This is a genomic window from Candidatus Cyanaurora vandensis (assembly GCF_013285555.1).
In the GTDB taxonomy this organism is placed as follows: Bacteria; Cyanobacteriota; Cyanobacteriia; order Gloeobacterales; family Anthocerotibacteraceae; genus Cyanaurora; species Cyanaurora vandensis.
Genome location: NZ_JAAXLT010000105.1, coordinates 1 through 15843, shown reverse-complemented (window position 1 = coordinate 15843; position 15843 = coordinate 1). Strand labels below are relative to the sequence as shown.

The window sequence follows — 15843 nt, the reverse complement described above, 5'->3', positions numbered from 1 at the left end:
GTTTTTTTCAACTGGACAGGCCACGATTGCTCGCAGCAAAATCTACATCCCCCAGGTCATCAGATCCCAGGCAATCAATCCACACACCCCACCGAACTCCAGGGCGAGAGCGAGAGCCACCCACACCTCACGAGTACGCCGCACCCGCCGCTCACGGGCAATCACGCCATATCTAGCCACGCCGCACCTCCCGGCAAATCACCGAGGGCCACCGCCGTCCCATGCACGGGCTAGCTGTGTACCAGCACCCGGTGTAGAGCATGGCATTACAAATCCGCTTGAGCCGAGAAGCCATTGTTCGAGATTTACATCCGCCATAGCTGCACCGGGCTTGGGGGAAGCCGTCCTCATGCCCAGGGCAGTTGCAGATCCGCTCTCGCCAGCCGTCCGCCTCATTAGGCTCCAGAGCAGCCAAATCTTCTAGGGCCTCAATGTAGCCCAGCACCCAGACAATACAATGCGCTTTACTTTCAGGACTGGAACATACCCGCAGACTGAGATGTTGCTCACCCAGGAGCCGCCCCGCCTCTACCCTCAACGCATGGCGCAGTTCATTCATTCGCTTCTCCCTTGAAATTTTTTGCGTATCGGCACCCACCGAGGCAGGCCGAGTAGATTTGCTGGTGCAGACTGCTTGCCGCCTGTAACTGCCCACGGTTAAACTTCACCGCCTTTTCCTGAAATTCCAGACAAAAAGCCCGCTTGATAACGCGCTCCAGACCAGGACACAGGACGGATTCTTTAATCAAAAGAGCGCGGACTTTAGCCTCCACAGACCCTAGATCACCCCTGTAAAAGCCCTTTAAAACCTGATTAATAACGCTTGGAGAGTAGCCCAATGCACGAGCTACAGCCGCCTGACTCTTGGCAGCACAAGCCACTCGAAGAACCGTTACCCACTCGCTCTCGCTCATAATCCCTCCTCCGTCCATTGGTAAAGATGAAGAGCATTACCCCCCTCCGGCCCAGACTGCACTTGGGCCACCACCGCAACTACCCCGTCACGAGATAGCTCCGTCAGGTACTTTTGGGCATTCTTGAGTTGGATCGCCGTACCCCCCACCAAATCCACCACAGTCCAGAGGCCCTGCCGTCCTTGTATCCACGCGAGAGCCCGTTCCCGGCCCGTCTGGGCACGCGCCACCGAGCGCACCTCATAGGCCGTCTTCGTGTTCGGGTCAAAGATTTGCTTTCTTCCCACCCGGCTGAAGATTGGGGTCCGAGGCCCGGTATTGCGGATCAGCCGATACGCCGCACATCGCCCAGCGCGGGGGTTAGCCTCACAGATCACCCTCAGATACCCCGCAAGCTCCAGCCGCCGCAAGATCTTACGGGCGTACTCATCTGTAGTCCGGGCGTGAATGGCGATCTGCTGGGCGGTCACCGTCCCCGAAGCCGCCAGAAACCTTAAACTTCGCCAGATTTTAGAGTGCTTTTCCGAGACTCGTTCCTTCGTCTGATGCGTCACGGGGTCCTCTTCAGGGGTTGGGTTTGTAAATGGGGCTTGCCGCCGCCCTGGGCCAGCGCGTCGTGCAGTTCATCAATCGCACCGTTGAGCGTGTTGACTTCTCCCGAAACGTCCCAGGTGTGCAGTACCGGATTAGGGCTACCGAGGTAGCTCTCAACTTCTTCAGTCCACTTACGAACCTTCTGCAAGGCCCGGACAATCCGGCGACGGCTGAACGCCGAGTAGGTATTGCGGTAGTCGTCCATCACCGTCCTCCCTGTCTGAAGAAGAATTTACGGGTAGTCCCCCAGTGGTCTAGGCCCACCTCAGCGAGATCCGCGTTCGCCGCGAATTCCCCGATCTGCCCCAAGGCCGATTTCATATCCCGCATATTGCCGCCAGCAACCTTCCAAACCTCGTTCAAGAGTGAATCCTGGACCCGCACATTAGGGAGTACCACCTCCGCCAACAGCCGAGCATCCTCCAGGTCTGCTGCCGTGAATTTGCACCAGTAGAAAATCCGTGAAGCCAATTGTTTGAGCCGCTTAATCTTGAGTTCCACCCCACTAGCCCCAATCAGCACCAATGGGCAGCCCGTCCGGTCATGCAAGATCCGCAGAGTCTCCAGGAGCTTGACATCCCCAAAAAGGCACTCCAACTCATCCACGAAAATAGGCCGTGGCTCCTGGGCTAGAGCCTGAATAGCCTGCTCCGTGCGCTCCACAGTGTTGCCCCGTGGCTCCTGCCCCATCTCTAGGAGCAGACTCGATACCATCGCCCGTTGCGTCCACCCCGGCAGCACCCCCAAGAGCACCCCTTCGTGTTCCAGAAAAAGTTCACAGCCTGCCCAAGTTTTCCCAAGGCCGGGGTCCCCAAAAATCAATAGAATGCCGGGGTCCCCCTGGGGCCGCCCCAGGAGTTCATCAAAAATCCCGAAGACCTTTTTGAGATTACGGGTCTGAACAATTCGGCTACGGGTTGGGGTTTTGGTCGTGGTCACAGTACGATCTCCTTAATTGATTTGATTGAGGCTTCAGAAGGCTGGGGCCTTTTTTCATCCCTCTTGGCACGGGCCTCCAGGCGCAAAATCCCTTTCACCGCCGCGTTGGTTGGCGCAATATCCACCAGCCACCGCGCCTGCCGGATCGTGAGCTGCTCCGGGGATAGATTCCGCAGATTGAGAAATCTATCCGAGGCATCCCACCGATCCACCTCCTGGTCCGTGTACTTGGAGGCTTTCGGCTGCATCGCCCGGTGGTAGGCCGCTTCCTCCTCCGCCGAAAGTGGGTTGGACACTGGCAGCGGAGCTTTAGCCAACTCCATCGCTTCTATCGCCGCTTGTGCCCCCGCCAGGGCGAGCGTCTCCACGGAGTAACTCGAGTTGGGCAGGGCGACGAGTGAACCGTTCTCCCGCTCGGCCTGGGCCAGGATGGGAGTTACGCGGTCCTGGGGCTTTTTGCTGAGACTGCCCTTGATTGTGCGGACCAGCTTGCCGTTGATGCGCTTAGCTTCCACCGCGATCTCTTTTTGCCGCTGGGCCGCCATCCCCCCCACGCCCTCAGCCACACAGATAAATTGCCAATCCAGACTGAAGACATAGACCCGAGTCGTATCCACGTCATCGCGCCGGACCCGGACCTGCTTACCCGTCCACACCACGAGTTCAGACGAGATATAGGTCTCACCCCACGCCGAGAGCCCGTCCGCTTGGGGCACCCGGACCCCCTCAGGCATCCCCGAGGTTTTAGGCGCATCCGTCAAGAGGATGTCCAGCTTGCGGGGGTCCTCACGCCGGACTTCGCCAGTCCAGCCCGAGACCATCTGGAACGGGGTCAGCCCTGCTAGCCCACTGTGGGGATTATGCTGATAGTCGTGGTCCAGCCACCTATCAATCCGCCCTTGCAGTTCAGCCGCAGTCAGCGGGATCTCAATGGCCTGCCGCTTCTGCCCCTCCTTAGCCCGGACCAGGAACCGACTGGCGAAGGTCTGTTGATTGCGGATTGCCTGAGCCTGCCCAACGTTATGGCCCCTAAATCCCGTGCTGAGTTCAAATAGGTAGCTATGGGCCAAGACTTTGAAAAAGCTTTCAATATGAGGCTTAGCAGTCGGCGTAAAAGGTGGGCAAAGCTCCTGCCGTATCCCCAGATCTAGACACAGCCGCGTCATGCGATGCGACGTGTAATCGCTGCCATTGTCAGTTTTGAGGACTTTGGGGATGCCCCACTCAACGAAGACCCGCCGCAGTAGGGTAGTCACCCCCCAGCCATTCGAGTTTTTCAGTACCAGGATGCGGACTTGCCGCGTATAGATGTCAATACAAGCAATCAGCGCGTATCGCCCATCCACGCAGTGGACATCCGAAGGCGAGCTATCGAGTTCCAGCATCTGCAAATAGCTCACAATCTGAGCCGACATATCACCATAGGCGGGTTCAAACCTGCCCTTAGCCGCGTCCGGGTTCAACCAGTAGGCCCAGATCATCGGATTGTCCAGCTTCCATTTAGCGATAGCCCGTTGCACCGTCGCCAGCACAGGCAGGTCCCCAAATTCCGTTTCGAGAGCCCGATAAAGAGCCTTTATAGACCCATGAGGCCGCTCCTGCAAAATCTCCAGCACCCGCCGCCAGAGGACCGCATTACCCGTGAAACCCCCACCGCCATTGATGCCGCGCTTGTCAGCCAGAGCCGCAAGCCGTCCTGCCTGATCCTTCGCTTGGTCCCTGGCCCGTCGCCAAGTGTGCAGCGTCCCGCGAGAGCACCGGGGTACTAGGTCAGTCACCCAGTCAGCCAGACCAAGGGCGCGACCGTTATAGAGTTCGCCAAATTCATGGAGCCGAACGATTAGCTGCCCACCCCGGCGGCTGTGCCACCGCTCAAACTCCGCCAAAATCTCAAGCCGTGCGTGAGCCATTGTGAGTTCCGGTGATGCGCTTATAGAAGTGACGGCTGGGTCAGTAGGGAGACCCTGGGTGGCCCCGTGCCTCACACACTCCCCACCCAGGGCCGACAGGTTTATACTCTCCCCGTGCCGTGCATCAAAAGTCGGCGGCGGGGTACTCAGCTTCCCCATATTTCCAGTGTTATTACTTACTTTTTTCCCCGTAGAAAAGTTACGAGTTTCACCGGATTGGGTACTTGCCTCTCGGGGGTCATTATTGAGAGGTGTTGAAATCTGTCTGTTTGCGGCCTCGCCTTCAAAAAAAAGAGAGGGGGCGGCAGGAGCTTTTTCACATTCGTCAATTTGCGGAATTTGGCCTAGTAGGTGCGCCTGGGTTGCGGAGGGGAGCGCAGAAAATGCATACTCTCGGTGTAGCCCTCCGTTTCCAAGTACCTCCCGATAAGGCCAGTTCTGGCGATTTGCTTTTTGTCGTATATGGCGACCGATGGACGGCATCCCAGGCAGGCCGACAAGATCAGAACTGGCGTACCACTCTTTCATCTAGCCTCCCGCTCATTAACGAGCGTGGCTTCCTCAAGCTCAATCCCTTGTCTGCCAGCCTTTTCGCGGATTGCATCGATCAACCAATGCCTTTCAGTCAAAGCAGCTTGAGCCGCACCGCGCTGGATAAGCTGGTAGAGTCGGTCGGGAATTCGGGGACGCACTTGCCGAGGCATTGTTAGTATCTGTTAGTGTCTGTTGGTAACAAGTATATAACAGAGGGTACCACTTCGGTACCACTAGAGCGAAATTCCCCTTGGTACCACGCTGGTACCAACAAGCTATACTGATCGGGAAGGTAGGTAGTGTCCCGCACTCTTGCTGCGATGAGGTAAAGATGACGAGCATTTGCATTTTGAAGTCCGAGCTTGATAAGCAGCGTTATACTGCTGCTGGTGTTGCTAGGCTTGCTCTGGCGATCAAAGCTACCATGCACTATCGGCGTTGGTCTGAGCGGGTTTTAGCAAAGCAGGCTGGAATCTCTCACGTCACGGTTAATAAGTACGTCAGAGGCAACATTTCAGAACCTCAGCAGGAAATCATCAAGGCTCTAGCTCCCTTGATTTATAGAGTTAACTCTTTTGAGGAGGATAAAATCATCCTTGATACAACCGCCTGCTATGGAGAGGACTGGGAAGCCTTGGACTCTCTTGCCACTGATTCATTTGACGGTTAATCGAGTTACACCCCCTATTCAAAGGTGGCCTTGTTTAAGAAAGGTGGCCTCAAAAGGGTAAAAGGTAGCTTCAAAGGTAGCCTCAGAAGGGTGAAAGGTAGCCTCAAAAGGTGGCTTCCCCCTTAAAAGGTAGCCTCAAAGGTCGCTTCAAGGTTTTTTCCTCGGTCAGAGTTCCACATGTCCCTGTGGATACTACAAATTCGTGACCGATCGCTCCCCTAAAGATAGGAGCATCCTCGTGGTGGGTAGGATAAAAATATCCCCCGAGTAACCTCGTGCCTGTCACCTCTCAGTACGTTTACCCCGTTTTCCTGCCATCCGTCCAAGATCGGGGGGTAGTCCAGAGATGGTTTTAGAGTTAGAACTCTCGGCTGGTATCGCCACCCTGTCAGCTCTAGCTCTCTACCTGGGGTGGAAGGAGATAGGCTGGCGCAAGAAAGTGAAGGAATTAACCACAAGCAATAAGGAATTGCGAGGTACTATAAGTACCGACGTAAGCACTATTCAAACCTATCAAAACGAACTGGCTTTATCTGAAAAAACACTTGCTTCCTACGGCGATATTACCGACAGAGAGCTTCACATCCGCAACTTAGAGGAGCAAATTAAAAAGAAAAAGGCGGAGCGTGAGGAGGCTGATAAGGCTTTTCAGAAATCTGTTGAAGACAACAAACTATCAATCAAACTTCTCAAACAAGAGATTAAGACACTTGAAAAAGAGCTTAAGCCCCTAGAGGAAGTCTCTTTCTTAGAGAGCTTTGGGTTCTATGAGAGACAATACGACTTTGCAAGTGCTTCCAGGTATCAGTCCGAATTGGAGAAGGTTTACGAGAATCAAAAGGATATGGTCAAATCAGAAGAAGCCGCTGTCTGTGACCAAACCTGGGTTGTTGGCGGCAGTGAAAAAGAGGGGCAAAAACTGGTAAAGAGCTTTATCAAGACTATGCTTAGAGCCTTTAATGGTGAATGTGATGCCTGTGTATCACGAGCAAAGTACAACAATATCCAAACAATGAGCAACCGGATCACGGCCTCCTATGAATTCCTTAACAAGAACGGAAAGACCTTCTCCTGTAGGATAACCCAAGACTATTTGAGTCTGAAAATAGAAGAATTGCGACTCACCTATGAATACCAAGTCCAAAAGCAAGAAGAGATTGAAGAGCAACGCCGCATCCGTGAACAGATGCGCGAGGAAGAGCGTGCCCAAAAAGAGCTAGAGAAAGTCAGGATAGAGACTGAGCGGGAAGAAAAGCGTTATCAAAAAGCCTTAGAGGATGCCAAAAAGGAGCTAGAAGGTGTGTCGGACGCGAATCGCCAGAGCCTCCTTGCGGAGATTGAGAAACTAAATCAACGCCTTGCAGAAGTCAAAACCAGCAAGGAACGCGCTCAATCAATGGCAGAGCTTACTCGCTCAGGCTATGTCTACATAATCTCCAATGTCGGCTCCTTTGGTGAGAACGTATTCAAAATTGGTATGACACGCCGAGTAGATCCAATGGAACGTGTGAATGAACTAGGTGATGCCTCAGTACCCTTCCCATTTGATGTACACGCTATAATTTCTACCAACGATGCCCCAAGTTTAGAAAACCTCCTTCACAAGAAGTTCCATAACCAGAGGTTAAACGTAGTTAACGACAGGAAAGAGTTCTTTAGTGTTTCAATCGAAGACATTGAAGCTGAGTTAGATAGAAATTCGCTCATAAATCCTGAAATCAAGTTTAAGCTTCAGCTTACTAAAGTTGCTGAAGCTTCCCAGTACAGGCAATCTCTAGCAAAGAAGTCTAATGCTTAGGCTCCTCTCAGGTCAGGGTAAGGGTTAGGGGTTGCTGGGGGCTATTGCTCGGTCTCAAAGCTTGCAACTTCTGCACACTCTCAAGCAGCCCCCAGTCAAGCTGCCTCCAACCGCCCCGAATGCCTCCCCACCTACATTCGCGATTTACTCAAGCAAGTAACACAGGCACCCTAGCAAGAGTAGAGGCCCTAGACCTGTACCACGCCCAGGAACGCTACACCTCCATCTGCCCCTAATTTGTGCATTTTCTGCAAAGTAGGAGTCAACCTCATAGCACGAAAACTTTTCACCCCGATATTTGCATAAATTGCAATCGTGCAGGCACCGGCAGGCAGGCCCCGAGGGTCCCCGAGTAATACAGGCGTAATACAGAAATCCCCTTCAAGTCCCCTTGAATAGTTCTTTACGGGGTATTTAAAAGCTCTTTTAAGAGAGATGCGTTTGTATTCTGGATCTAAAGTAGGGTGATCAGTCTCTTTTTCTTTACAATCCCTAGAAGCCTTACTGTGGAGCCATCCCAGCTAATCCCGCGTTATCCCGTATAGTCCCACATGATCGCATGATCAACGTCGTCCTCCACCGCTTTTAACGAGAGCTGGTTAGTGTCCATAAAACTGTACATAATTTGTGACTGTTATCACTCGCCATTGAAAAACCTTACATTTCCCTAAAATCCGCTCCTAGAGTTTGAAATTTTGGCTGAGAGTGGCGCGCCGTTGAGGACTTGAACCCCAGACATCAGGTTTTGGAGACCTGCGTTCTACCAACTGAACTAACGGCGCAAAGCTAGATCATCTTATCAGACTAAACCTTCTCTTTGACACGTGTCGCTTTGCCCACCCGGTCACGGAGATAGAAGAGCTTGGCGCGGCGCACCGAACCCCGGCGGGTCACTTTAATGGATTCGATACGCGGGGAGTGCAAGAGGAAAACCCGTTCGACGCCAATCCCCTGGAAAACCCGGCGGACAGTGATATTCTTGCTAATCCCGGCCCCGCGCCGACAGATGACGGTCCCCTCAAAGGCTTGGAGGCGTTCTTTGCCGCCTTCGACAATTTTGACGTTGACCCGCACGTTATCCCCGATGTTGATGAGGGGGAGGTCGGTTTTGATGAATTCCTGCTCAATGGAGCGGATGATTTCCTGGGCGTGCATGACCGATGACCTATTTCAGATTTTCTATCTTAGAACAAGGGTCCCCCCGCTGGCAATCCACCGGGGGGAATCGGGTCCCTAGTTGGTGGGCGGCAAGGGAGCCGCCTCAAGGTAGGTAATGCCGTTCATCAGCCAGACGGCGTTCTCTCCGGTCAGGAGGTTACGCCAGAGTAGGTCCACTTGAGCATCCCCGTTGAAGTCAGCCGTGCCGCCGATAGTCCAGTTGGCATCAGTGACGCTGGGAATGTAAGCTCCCGTCAAGTAGGTGAACCCATCTAGAAACCAGACTGCGTTCTCGCCCGTGACCCGGTTGCGGTAGAGGATATCTACTTTCGCATCACTGTTGAAGTCGCCCGTCCCGACGATGGCCCAGTTGAGGTCTGCTAAGGGTTCGATGAGGAAGCCGCCTAAGAAAGTGACGCCATCCAAGAGCCAGACCCCATTCTCGCCCGTGGCCCGGTTACGCCAGAGGATATCCACCTTGGTATCGCTGTTGAAGTCGCCCGTGCCGACAATCTCCCAGTTGAGGTCTGGGGTACCAGCAATCAGGTCGCCGCTCACAAAAGTGGTCCCATTCATGAACCAGACCCCGTTCTCACCCGTGACTTGGTTGCGCCAGAGCAGGTCTACCTGGGTGTCACTATTGAAGTTGCCCGTCGCTTCTAGTCGCCAGTTGAGGTCTGTCACCGAGTCAAGTAGGGGCGCACTGAGGAAGGTGGTGCCATCCAGTAACCAGACTGCGTTATCCCCACTGAGACGGTTACGGAAGAGGATGTCTACTTTACCATCACTGTTGAGGTCCCCGGTGGTGGCAATCCGCCACTGGGTCGCGGTGCTGGGGATATCGAAGCGGACGACGAAGGGGTCGTGGTCCGTAGGGCTACCGACAAACTCCGGGTTCACATGAATGAAGTCTTGGCTCGTGGCAACGGCAGCGAGGTTGACACTGCTCAAGAGGTGGTCGAGGACCTGGGCATTCCCGGTGAAGATAAAGCTGAAACGGTCATCGGGGGTGACGCGCTCTACCAAGTTGAAGAGGCTGGTCCCCTTGAGGATGGTCAGGGGTGGTGAGGACTCAAAGTCGTTGAGATCGCCCAGGACAATCACGTTCGCCAGGGGGTCAATCGCCAGGATGCTATCTACGAAACCCTTGACGACGGTGGCTTGTTGGAGGCGTTGGGTTTCAGAGAGCAGCGTGGGGGGCTGGAACCGGGAGAATAGGGGCTGGTCGCCGCCCTTGGAATTGAAGTGGTTGCCCACGACAAAAACCTTGCGGCCCTGGAACTCGAACTCGCCCGCGAGGGGTTTACGGCTATTCAAGAAGGCCGTGTTGTTGGGGTCCACCCGGCCTGGGCTCAGACTGAGGATAGGACCGCCGACATTTTGGGCTTGGGTCGCGGTGGTACTGAGGTCGCTAGTCCCGTCGTAGCGGTCTACAAACGTTACTCGGTCGGCGCGGTACAAGAACGCCACCCGGATATTACCGCCCGGTTCGCCACCATCCAGGTTGCCGGGGGCGGGGTTGACTTGACGGAAACTGTAGAGTGGGCCACCCGCAGTTTGAATAGCGGTGATGAGGGTATGGAGGGTCTGGTCGGCGGCGACAATCCCGTCGTTGGTGGGTCCATTGTTGTCTTGGATTTCTTCTAGGTTGAGGATGTCGGGGGAGCGCAGGTTGTTGACGATGACACTGGCTAACTGGTCATACCGAGTGCCATCACCGGGGTCCAGGTTCTCGACGTTAAAAGCCGCCACGGTCAGTTCACCCGCGAAACTCCCCGCTGCTACCTCAGGGAGCGGAGGATTACTGACGGGGACCGGGAGCGGGTTAATCGGGTAGAACAGAAACTTGCCGAAGCTATAGTCCAGCACCCCATCCACTGCACCGGGGAAGACCGTCCCCACCCCGACCTCGGGAAGGGTTTGTAGAGCGTTATTGAAGACGATGCGCTCGGGGTTGAGGTCGTTGGGCCGGATATTGATACCGCCTCGGGTATTGGCACCCGTGGCGTTGGCTCCGTTGTCGCCGAGGACGTAGACCTCAACGTTGTTGGGTCCGCCCGCGCCAAAAGTCACCGTCGGTCCCACGACACGGGCATCATTCACCCGCACCAACATCCCCTCTAGGCTCTCATAGAAATCCACGCCGTCACTGGCGGGGTCAAAGGCTCCACCCGTCTCGACACTGGGCGGGGTCCCGGTGGCATCATCACTAAAAATCTCCGTCGGTGGTACCCGTCCGCCCGAGCCAATGACCGTGGCGGTCACAGTCCCGAGGGGAGCCACAGCCGTAATCGTTGGGCTGGCAATCTGGGTGGTGCTGAGGTTGGCAAACCCTGAGGAGGTCGAAGTGCAGTTGAAGCTACTGCACCCAGGGCGGAACTCACCCACGGTGCCACTGACAGTGATGGAGCTACCAACAGTGACGGTGGGAGCAGACCCAGTGAAGACAAAGATGCCCTCGGCGGTATTGGGGTCACTGTCGGGGGCCGGGTCCTGGAAGTAGAAACCATTGGTACGGACCGCTGTAACTAGCCCTGGTACATCCGTTACCGCTAGTCCCACTCCGGTCGTCGGGTTGAAAAGGGGCGAGACATGACCCGCGCCCTGGATATCCCGGATGCGGGTACCAGCCAGGGGATTGACTGCCACGGTAATCGTACAGGTACTGGTCTGGGGGGTTGGATCGTTGTTGGTGAAGGTGAGGACGACACTGTAGTTACCCAAGGCGGTACTGGCACTAATATCAAGCTGGGCGGTCGCTGTCCCGCCCAGGGTAGTCGCCGGGACAATCGCGCTCAGACTGATTCCTGGCACCGGAGTGCTGGTGATGGCGATGCCTGTCACGGTCCCGTCGGTATCCGTGGCACTGATAGCTGTACTCGTCGCGGTGCCAACGCTGGTGCCTAGCGTCGGGGGGCAACTGGTGATAATTCCCGCATTGGCAATCCCGCCCCGGAGTCCTGCCAAGTCCTGACTGGGGTTGGCTTCACCGGGCGTTGCGCTGGCGATTGGGGGCGGGCCATCGTAGACCACCCAGTTACTCGCCGTGTCATTGCCGATGGCGGTGTTGCCCGTGTAATAACCGTTATCCGCCACGCTCGGTAGGTTGATGTCGGTAAAACCCGCTGGGGGTTCGCCGCCGTCACTCTCAAAAGATACAAAGTCGAGATAGACGTTATCGGTCCCCGCGCTCGTGCCATCGGCTCCCGGTAGATAAACATAGAGGGCTTCACCCCCCGTGGATAACCCCGCGTTGATAGACCCACCCAGACCGTCAATTTCCACGGTGATGCCCGTTCCTGGCACGAGAACTAGCTTCCAATCACTCGCCGTCGGGTCCGTAATGGTATCCGTGGTAACGCCCGTAACGATGGTATAAATCGCAAGCGTCGTGCCTTTGGGGACGCTACTCAAGTAAGCATCTTGACCAAAAACCAGGACAGACTCATTGTTGTTGCAGACTCCGGCTACCAACTCATTGTCACTAATACGTAAACCGCGCAGGTCAAGCCCGTCGGTCAGGACTAGTAATTCCAGATAATCCGCACCGTTGGCATCATTATCGGAGGAATATTCATTGATGATGAGGTCGCCCACCCCCGGGGGAGCCGCTAGCACCGGGCTACTGAGCCCCAGTTGGACGAGCGCGAACACCGATAAACTCTTTGCTAACCACCGGGAACCTTGACAAATGGAAGCACCCAACCCTTGCATACATCCGCTCCTAAAGTCCCAAACACTATAGTTGTCGCAGGTTAAAAGCAGGTTACAGCCCAAGCTTTCGTCATAAATCTTAGGGGTCCTCCGCTAAAACCAGATAAAATGTCCAGCCCAAGGGACCCACTAATCGTAACGCCAATACCCATTGGGGATAGGCTAACCCTGGAATTGACAGCCCAGACAAGAGCCAACCCAGGAGTAGACCTACTAACAGCACCAACCCTCCCAAGGGTAAGAAAGCCGTCGCCGTCTGCCACCAGCGGCCCCGCGTGAGTTGCCAACTGCGCTTGAGAGCCGACAGAGGCGGTTGGGGTTCGGTGAAGAGTAAAGGCACGGTGTAGAAAAGACGCACGCCCAGATAAATCCCCGGTAGAGCCGCCAGGATCATGCCCACGAACGGCAAGATAAAATTACCCCCGCCCAAAAACGCCTGCTCAAAAGCATGGTAGGCCAGATAAAAAAGCCAACCCGTCGGAGCCACCGCCGCAAGGACCGTCAAAGCACTGGTTGCCACCAAGCGGGGCCAAATCCGTACCGCCTGCCCCCAAGCTTCTCGTCCCGCTAAGGACTGCCCCCTCCGAGCTTGGTGTACTAAAGCCAGACTCATCCCCGTAACTAGCGGATCAATCCCGAGAGGTACTAGGGCACTAACCACGCCTTGTAGAGGACCCGCCACCAACCCCGGCAAAATAGACCCTCCCAGGGCCACTAGCTGCAAAGCCAGCAGGGGCAGGTACAGGGGGCCGATGCCTTGGGCTAGACGACGATAGCGCGTGAGGAGAGCCACCCCGACAGTTTAACGGGGCTGGGTGTAGGATGGGACTGGTCGGGCCGTTGGCCGAGCGGTTGAGGCAGCGAGCTCATAATTCGTTTTAGGCGGGTTCAACTCCTGCACGGCCCAGACTCTCCCCATCTCGCGAGGATCTGTACGTTGACAGCCATACAGCAATTCATCGAAACCCTCGTCCAAAACTTACAACCTTTCTTAGAAGCCAATGGCTATTGGCTCATCGCCCTCATTATCTTTTTAGAGAATTCAGGTATCCCGCTACCAGGGGAGACCATCCTCATCATTTCTGGGGTCTTAGCGTCCCAGGGGCGTTTACAGATTGCTGGGGTCCTGCTGGCGGCGATAACTGGGGCGATCCTGGGCGATAACATGGGTTACTTCATCGGTAAACGGTACGGGCGTAACTTAGTCCTCAAGTACGGCAAGGTCTTCGGTATGACCCCGGCTAAGTTCGCTAAGGCGGAGGCGGGCTTCTTGAAAAATAGTGCTTGGGCCGTATTTTTTGGGCGGTTTATTGTCCTCTTACGGATTTTGGCGGGTCCCTTGGCGGGGATTACGAACATGCCTTGGCCTAAGTTTTTTATTTTTAATGCCTTGGGTGCCATCAGTTGGGCGACAGCGATTGGAGGGGCGAGTTATTTCTTTGGGAAACAGGTGGAGCAGTTCTTCCAGAGTTTAGGGATCTGGTCTTTGGTCATCGCCTTGGGGGGCATCTTGGTATACACCTTGCTCCGCGAAACCTGGGAAGCCCGCAAACTCAAGCGGGAACTCGCTGAGGAAGAGTCCAAAGGTCCTTCGTGAAGTGGATTATCCCTTCGCGGTAATGCGGCTGGGTGCGCCCCATACCGGGCATTTGACGCTAGTGGACCGGATGCTCACGGATTATCCCCAGGCGCAAGTCTTGATTCTGGTCGGTTCGGCGAATCTGGTCGGGGTTCCCTCGGCTCCCTTGTCCTGGCTGGCACGGCGGGACCTCTTGGTCCGGCTACTGGTGGCCCACGAGTTTCCCCTAGCGCGGTTGGTTCTGGCTCCGGTGGCAGATGTGGCGGAGGCGGGCTTCTGTGCGAGTTGGTTTCAGCAGCTTATGGGTGCGGCGGTGGGGGTGATGGGGACCTTGCCAGCGGCCTATTATTTTGGCGACGATTATCAACTGACAGATTTTACGCTCTTGGTCAGCCTATATCCCCATCTCAAATTAGAACCCGTCCATCGTTTGATTCCCAAGTCGGGGACCGAGTTACGTCAGGCTCTGGTCTCCCAAGACCCGCTACTTTTGGATAAATACCAGGAGGAACTGGCTCTCTATCCCCACCCAGTTCAGGCTGAGATCCGGGCAATCTGCCAAGATGTTTAGATGAGCGCAGGCGGGGGGGCATGAGTAAGGATATGCGCCGGGATTTCACAGACCGGGCGGATTTAATTCGCTACGTAGGTGAGCAGTTTCCTGAAGCGGCGGCGCGGGACGGGCGGGTCAGTCCCATCCGGGGGGGCCGGCGGGCAGCGGAGGTCCAACTCAACCGTTTGGAGACCCACCGCTATGCTACGACCCGCAATTTCCTCAATGGGTCGGTCTCGCGGCTCTCGCCCTACATCCGCTATGGGGTCCTCAACCTAGCCCAAGTCCGCGATTGGGTCTTAGCCCGCGCCACCCCGCACCAATGTGAAAAATTTGTCAACGAACTGGGTTGGCGCGACTATTGGCAACGGCTCTACCTCAAGTTAGGCCAAGGGATTTGGGAGGACCGCGAACCCTACAAAACCGGCTACAGTCCTCAACATTACCAGGACACGCTGCCCGAGGATATTCAGAGCGGGACGACGGGTTTAGTCTGTATGGATGTGTTTAGTCAAGAACTCAAGATCCAGGGCTATCTCCACAACCATGCCCGGATGTGGCTGGCGGCCTATTTGGTCCATTGGCGGCATCTTCGTTGGCAGACCGGGGCCAAGTGGTTCCTCGAACACCTCATTGATGGCGACCCGGCGAGTAATAATCTGTCTTGGCAGTGGGTGGCGAGTACCTTTGGGGCCAAGCCCTATTTTTTTAATCGCGAGAACCTGGAGCGGTACACTGCCGGGTTATATTGCCGTCGCTGTCCGTTGTATGGACACTGCGCCTTTGAGGGCAGTTACGATGACCTAGCCCACAATTTATTCCCGCGCAACGAGAGTCCCACAGCGCAACCGGGTCGTAAACCCAAGGCCAAGCGACGATGATCCGACCGATCCTCTGGGTCCATGGGGACTGTCTCGACCCCCAAGGCCCCCACTTCAAAAATCATCCCCAGGCCCCCGCGCTCTGGGTCTGGGACGAGCGACTGTTAGCAGAGTGGCAGTTGAGCTTGAAACGGTTGGTCTTCATCTATGAGTGTCTGGTGGAACTGCCCGTAGTCATCCGCCGGGGCGGGGTGGTGGCGGAGGTCTTGACCTTTGCTACTGAACACCAAGCCGATGGGATTGTCACCACAGCAAGTCCCAGCCCGCTTTTTCGGCAGTATGTGAAGGTGCTGGAGCAGTCCTTACCCGTGACAATCCTCTCAGTGGAACCCTTTGTGGACTATGACGGGCACATTGACCTAGCGCGGTTTTCTCGTTACTGGCGGGTTGCTCAGGCTTATGCTTTCAAGGGTGATCTCAACGACAGCAAGTAACGCGGTGTAGACCCAAAGCTATTGCTGTACTGCCTGCACTTGTTCCAACGACAACCCCAGAATCTCCGCAATTTCCTGGAGTGTAAAACCCCTTTTCATCAAAGCCGGGACCGTCTCCAGCTTGCCTTTCAACTCGCCTTCGGCTCTGCCTTCGGCCTTGCCTTC

General features: G+C 55.4%; 17 protein-coding genes, 2 tRNA genes and 1 pseudogene. 7 read left to right on the top strand and 13 right to left on the bottom strand.

The genetic code is table 11. The features are described 5' to 3' along the window. Positions 1-42: 42 nt before the first annotated feature. From HFM78_RS07220 to HFM78_RS07185, 9 genes and pseudogenes are all read right to left on the bottom strand, one after another. Positions 43-180: a hypothetical protein gene (locus HFM78_RS07220; RefSeq protein WP_287128754.1), complete on the bottom strand. Its 138-nt coding sequence runs from the start codon at positions 178-180 to the stop codon at positions 43-45. Further along, on the bottom strand, positions 173-559 hold the full coding sequence (locus HFM78_RS07215; RefSeq protein ID WP_287128753.1) for a hypothetical protein: 387 nt from the start codon (positions 557-559) through the stop codon (positions 173-175). The genes HFM78_RS07220 and HFM78_RS07215 overlap by 8 nt, the downstream gene beginning before the upstream one ends. Further along, positions 552-914 (bottom strand): hypothetical protein, encoded by a 363-nt coding sequence (locus HFM78_RS07210; protein ID WP_287128752.1) that lies wholly within the window; start codon positions 912-914, stop codon positions 552-554. Before HFM78_RS07210 ends, HFM78_RS07215 begins: the two co-directional genes overlap by 8 nt. Beyond that, positions 911-1468: a hypothetical protein gene (locus tag HFM78_RS07205; protein ID WP_287128751.1), complete on the bottom strand. Its 558-nt coding sequence runs from the start codon at positions 1466-1468 to the stop codon at positions 911-913. The genes HFM78_RS07210 and HFM78_RS07205 overlap by 4 nt, the downstream gene beginning before the upstream one ends. Then, the gene (locus HFM78_RS07200; protein ID WP_287128750.1) at positions 1465-1713 is read right to left on the bottom strand and encodes a hypothetical protein; all 249 of its coding nucleotides are present in this window, start codon (positions 1711-1713) and stop codon (positions 1465-1467) included. The genes HFM78_RS07205 and HFM78_RS07200 overlap by 4 nt, the downstream gene beginning before the upstream one ends. Continuing rightward, positions 1713-2447: an AAA family ATPase gene (locus HFM78_RS07195; protein WP_287128748.1), complete on the bottom strand. Its 735-nt coding sequence runs from the start codon at positions 2445-2447 to the stop codon at positions 1713-1715. Before HFM78_RS07195 ends, HFM78_RS07200 begins: the two co-directional genes overlap by 1 nt. Further along, on the bottom strand, positions 2444-4516 hold the full coding sequence (locus HFM78_RS07190) for a DDE-type integrase/transposase/recombinase (protein WP_287128747.1): 2073 nt from the start codon (positions 4514-4516) through the stop codon (positions 2444-2446). Before HFM78_RS07190 ends, HFM78_RS07195 begins: the two co-directional genes overlap by 4 nt. A gap of 192 nt (positions 4517-4708) precedes the next feature. Then, positions 4709-4885, bottom strand: a pseudogene (locus tag HFM78_RS16220) (DNA-binding protein); the annotation flags it as partial. After that, the gene (locus tag HFM78_RS07185) at positions 4882-5049 is read right to left on the bottom strand and encodes a hypothetical protein (protein ID WP_287128746.1); all 168 of its coding nucleotides are present in this window, start codon (positions 5047-5049) and stop codon (positions 4882-4884) included. The pseudogene HFM78_RS16220 and the gene HFM78_RS07185, both read right to left, overlap by 4 nt. A 173-nt stretch (positions 5050-5222) precedes the next feature. Here HFM78_RS07185 and HFM78_RS07180 point away from each other — a divergent pair, with 173 nt between their 5' ends. Both HFM78_RS07180 and HFM78_RS07175 read left to right on the top strand, forming a co-directional pair. Then, positions 5223-5561, top strand: a complete 339-nt coding sequence (locus HFM78_RS07180; protein ID WP_287128745.1) for a helix-turn-helix domain-containing protein — start codon at positions 5223-5225, stop codon at positions 5559-5561. A 346-nt stretch (positions 5562-5907) separates the two neighbouring features. Continuing rightward, positions 5908-7359, top strand: coding sequence for a DUF4041 domain-containing protein (locus HFM78_RS07175; RefSeq protein WP_287128744.1), 1452 nt, complete (start codon positions 5908-5910; stop codon positions 7357-7359). Positions 7360-8065: 706 nt separating this feature from the next. Here the strand turns inward: HFM78_RS07175 and HFM78_RS07170 are convergent. The 4 genes from HFM78_RS07170 to HFM78_RS07155 form a co-directional block, all read right to left on the bottom strand. After that, positions 8066-8141: transfer RNA gene (locus HFM78_RS07170), tRNA-Trp, on the bottom strand. Positions 8142-8163: 22 nt separating this feature from the next. Further along, the gene (rplS, locus tag HFM78_RS07165) at positions 8164-8514 is read right to left on the bottom strand and encodes a 50S ribosomal protein L19 (protein ID WP_287128743.1); all 351 of its coding nucleotides are present in this window, start codon (positions 8512-8514) and stop codon (positions 8164-8166) included. A 78-nt stretch (positions 8515-8592) separates the two neighbouring features. Next, a complete protein-coding gene (locus tag HFM78_RS07160) occupies positions 8593-12231 on the bottom strand; it encodes a hypothetical protein (protein ID WP_287128742.1) in 3639 nt (1212 codons plus the stop codon). A 79-nt stretch (positions 12232-12310) separates the two neighbouring features. Beyond that, the gene (locus HFM78_RS07155) at positions 12311-13024 is read right to left on the bottom strand and encodes a glycerophosphoryl diester phosphodiesterase membrane domain-containing protein (protein WP_287128741.1); all 714 of its coding nucleotides are present in this window, start codon (positions 13022-13024) and stop codon (positions 12311-12313) included. A gap of 41 nt (positions 13025-13065) precedes the next feature. Between HFM78_RS07155 and HFM78_RS07150 the strand changes: the two genes are divergently transcribed. The 5 genes from HFM78_RS07150 (at position 13066) to HFM78_RS07130 (ending at position 15678) form a co-directional block, all read left to right on the top strand. After that, a tRNA-Ile gene (locus HFM78_RS07150) sits at positions 13066-13138 on the top strand. A gap of 30 nt (positions 13139-13168) precedes the next feature. Continuing rightward, complete coding sequence (locus HFM78_RS07145; RefSeq protein WP_287128740.1) at positions 13169-13828, top strand: DedA family protein; 660 nt, start codon at positions 13169-13171, stop codon at positions 13826-13828. Position 13829: 1 nt separating this feature from the next. After that, entirely contained in the window at positions 13830-14381 is a 552-nt protein-coding gene (locus tag HFM78_RS07140; protein WP_287128739.1) for a hypothetical protein, read from the top strand. A gap of 20 nt (positions 14382-14401) precedes the next feature. Next, the gene (locus HFM78_RS07135) at positions 14402-15244 is read left to right on the top strand and encodes an FAD-binding domain-containing protein (RefSeq protein WP_287128738.1); all 843 of its coding nucleotides are present in this window, start codon (positions 14402-14404) and stop codon (positions 15242-15244) included. Beyond that, positions 15241-15678, top strand: coding sequence for a hypothetical protein (locus HFM78_RS07130; RefSeq protein ID WP_287128737.1), 438 nt, complete (start codon positions 15241-15243; stop codon positions 15676-15678). The genes HFM78_RS07135 and HFM78_RS07130 overlap by 4 nt, the downstream gene beginning before the upstream one ends. Positions 15679-15843 lie beyond the last annotated feature (165 nt).

Excerpts from the sequence above, each read along its gene's own strand:
- HFM78_RS07130 (WP_287128737.1), top strand. The coding sequence starts at position 15,241 with ATGATCCGACCGATCCTCTGGGTCCATGGGGACTGTCTCGACCCCCAA.
- rplS (WP_287128743.1), bottom strand. The coding sequence starts at position 8,514 with ATGCACGCCCAGGAAATCATCCGCTCCATTGAGCAGGAATTCATCAAA.
- HFM78_RS07215 (WP_287128753.1), bottom strand. The coding sequence starts at position 559 with ATGAATGAACTGCGCCATGCGTTGAGGGTAGAGGCGGGGCGGCTCCTG.
- HFM78_RS07210 (WP_287128752.1), bottom strand. The coding sequence starts at position 914 with ATGAGCGAGAGCGAGTGGGTAACGGTTCTTCGAGTGGCTTGTGCTGCC.
- HFM78_RS07135 (WP_287128738.1), top strand. The coding sequence starts at position 14,402 with ATGAGTAAGGATATGCGCCGGGATTTCACAGACCGGGCGGATTTAATT.
- HFM78_RS07200 (WP_287128750.1), bottom strand. The coding sequence starts at position 1,713 with ATGGACGACTACCGCAATACCTACTCGGCGTTCAGCCGTCGCCGGATT.
- HFM78_RS07160 (WP_287128742.1), bottom strand. The coding sequence starts at position 12,231 with ATGCAAGGGTTGGGTGCTTCCATTTGTCAAGGTTCCCGGTGGTTAGCA.
- HFM78_RS07190 (WP_287128747.1), bottom strand. The coding sequence starts at position 4,516 with ATGGGGAAGCTGAGTACCCCGCCGCCGACTTTTGATGCACGGCACGGG.
- HFM78_RS07175 (WP_287128744.1), top strand. The coding sequence starts at position 5,908 with ATGGTTTTAGAGTTAGAACTCTCGGCTGGTATCGCCACCCTGTCAGCT.
- HFM78_RS07180 (WP_287128745.1), top strand. The coding sequence starts at position 5,223 with ATGACGAGCATTTGCATTTTGAAGTCCGAGCTTGATAAGCAGCGTTAT.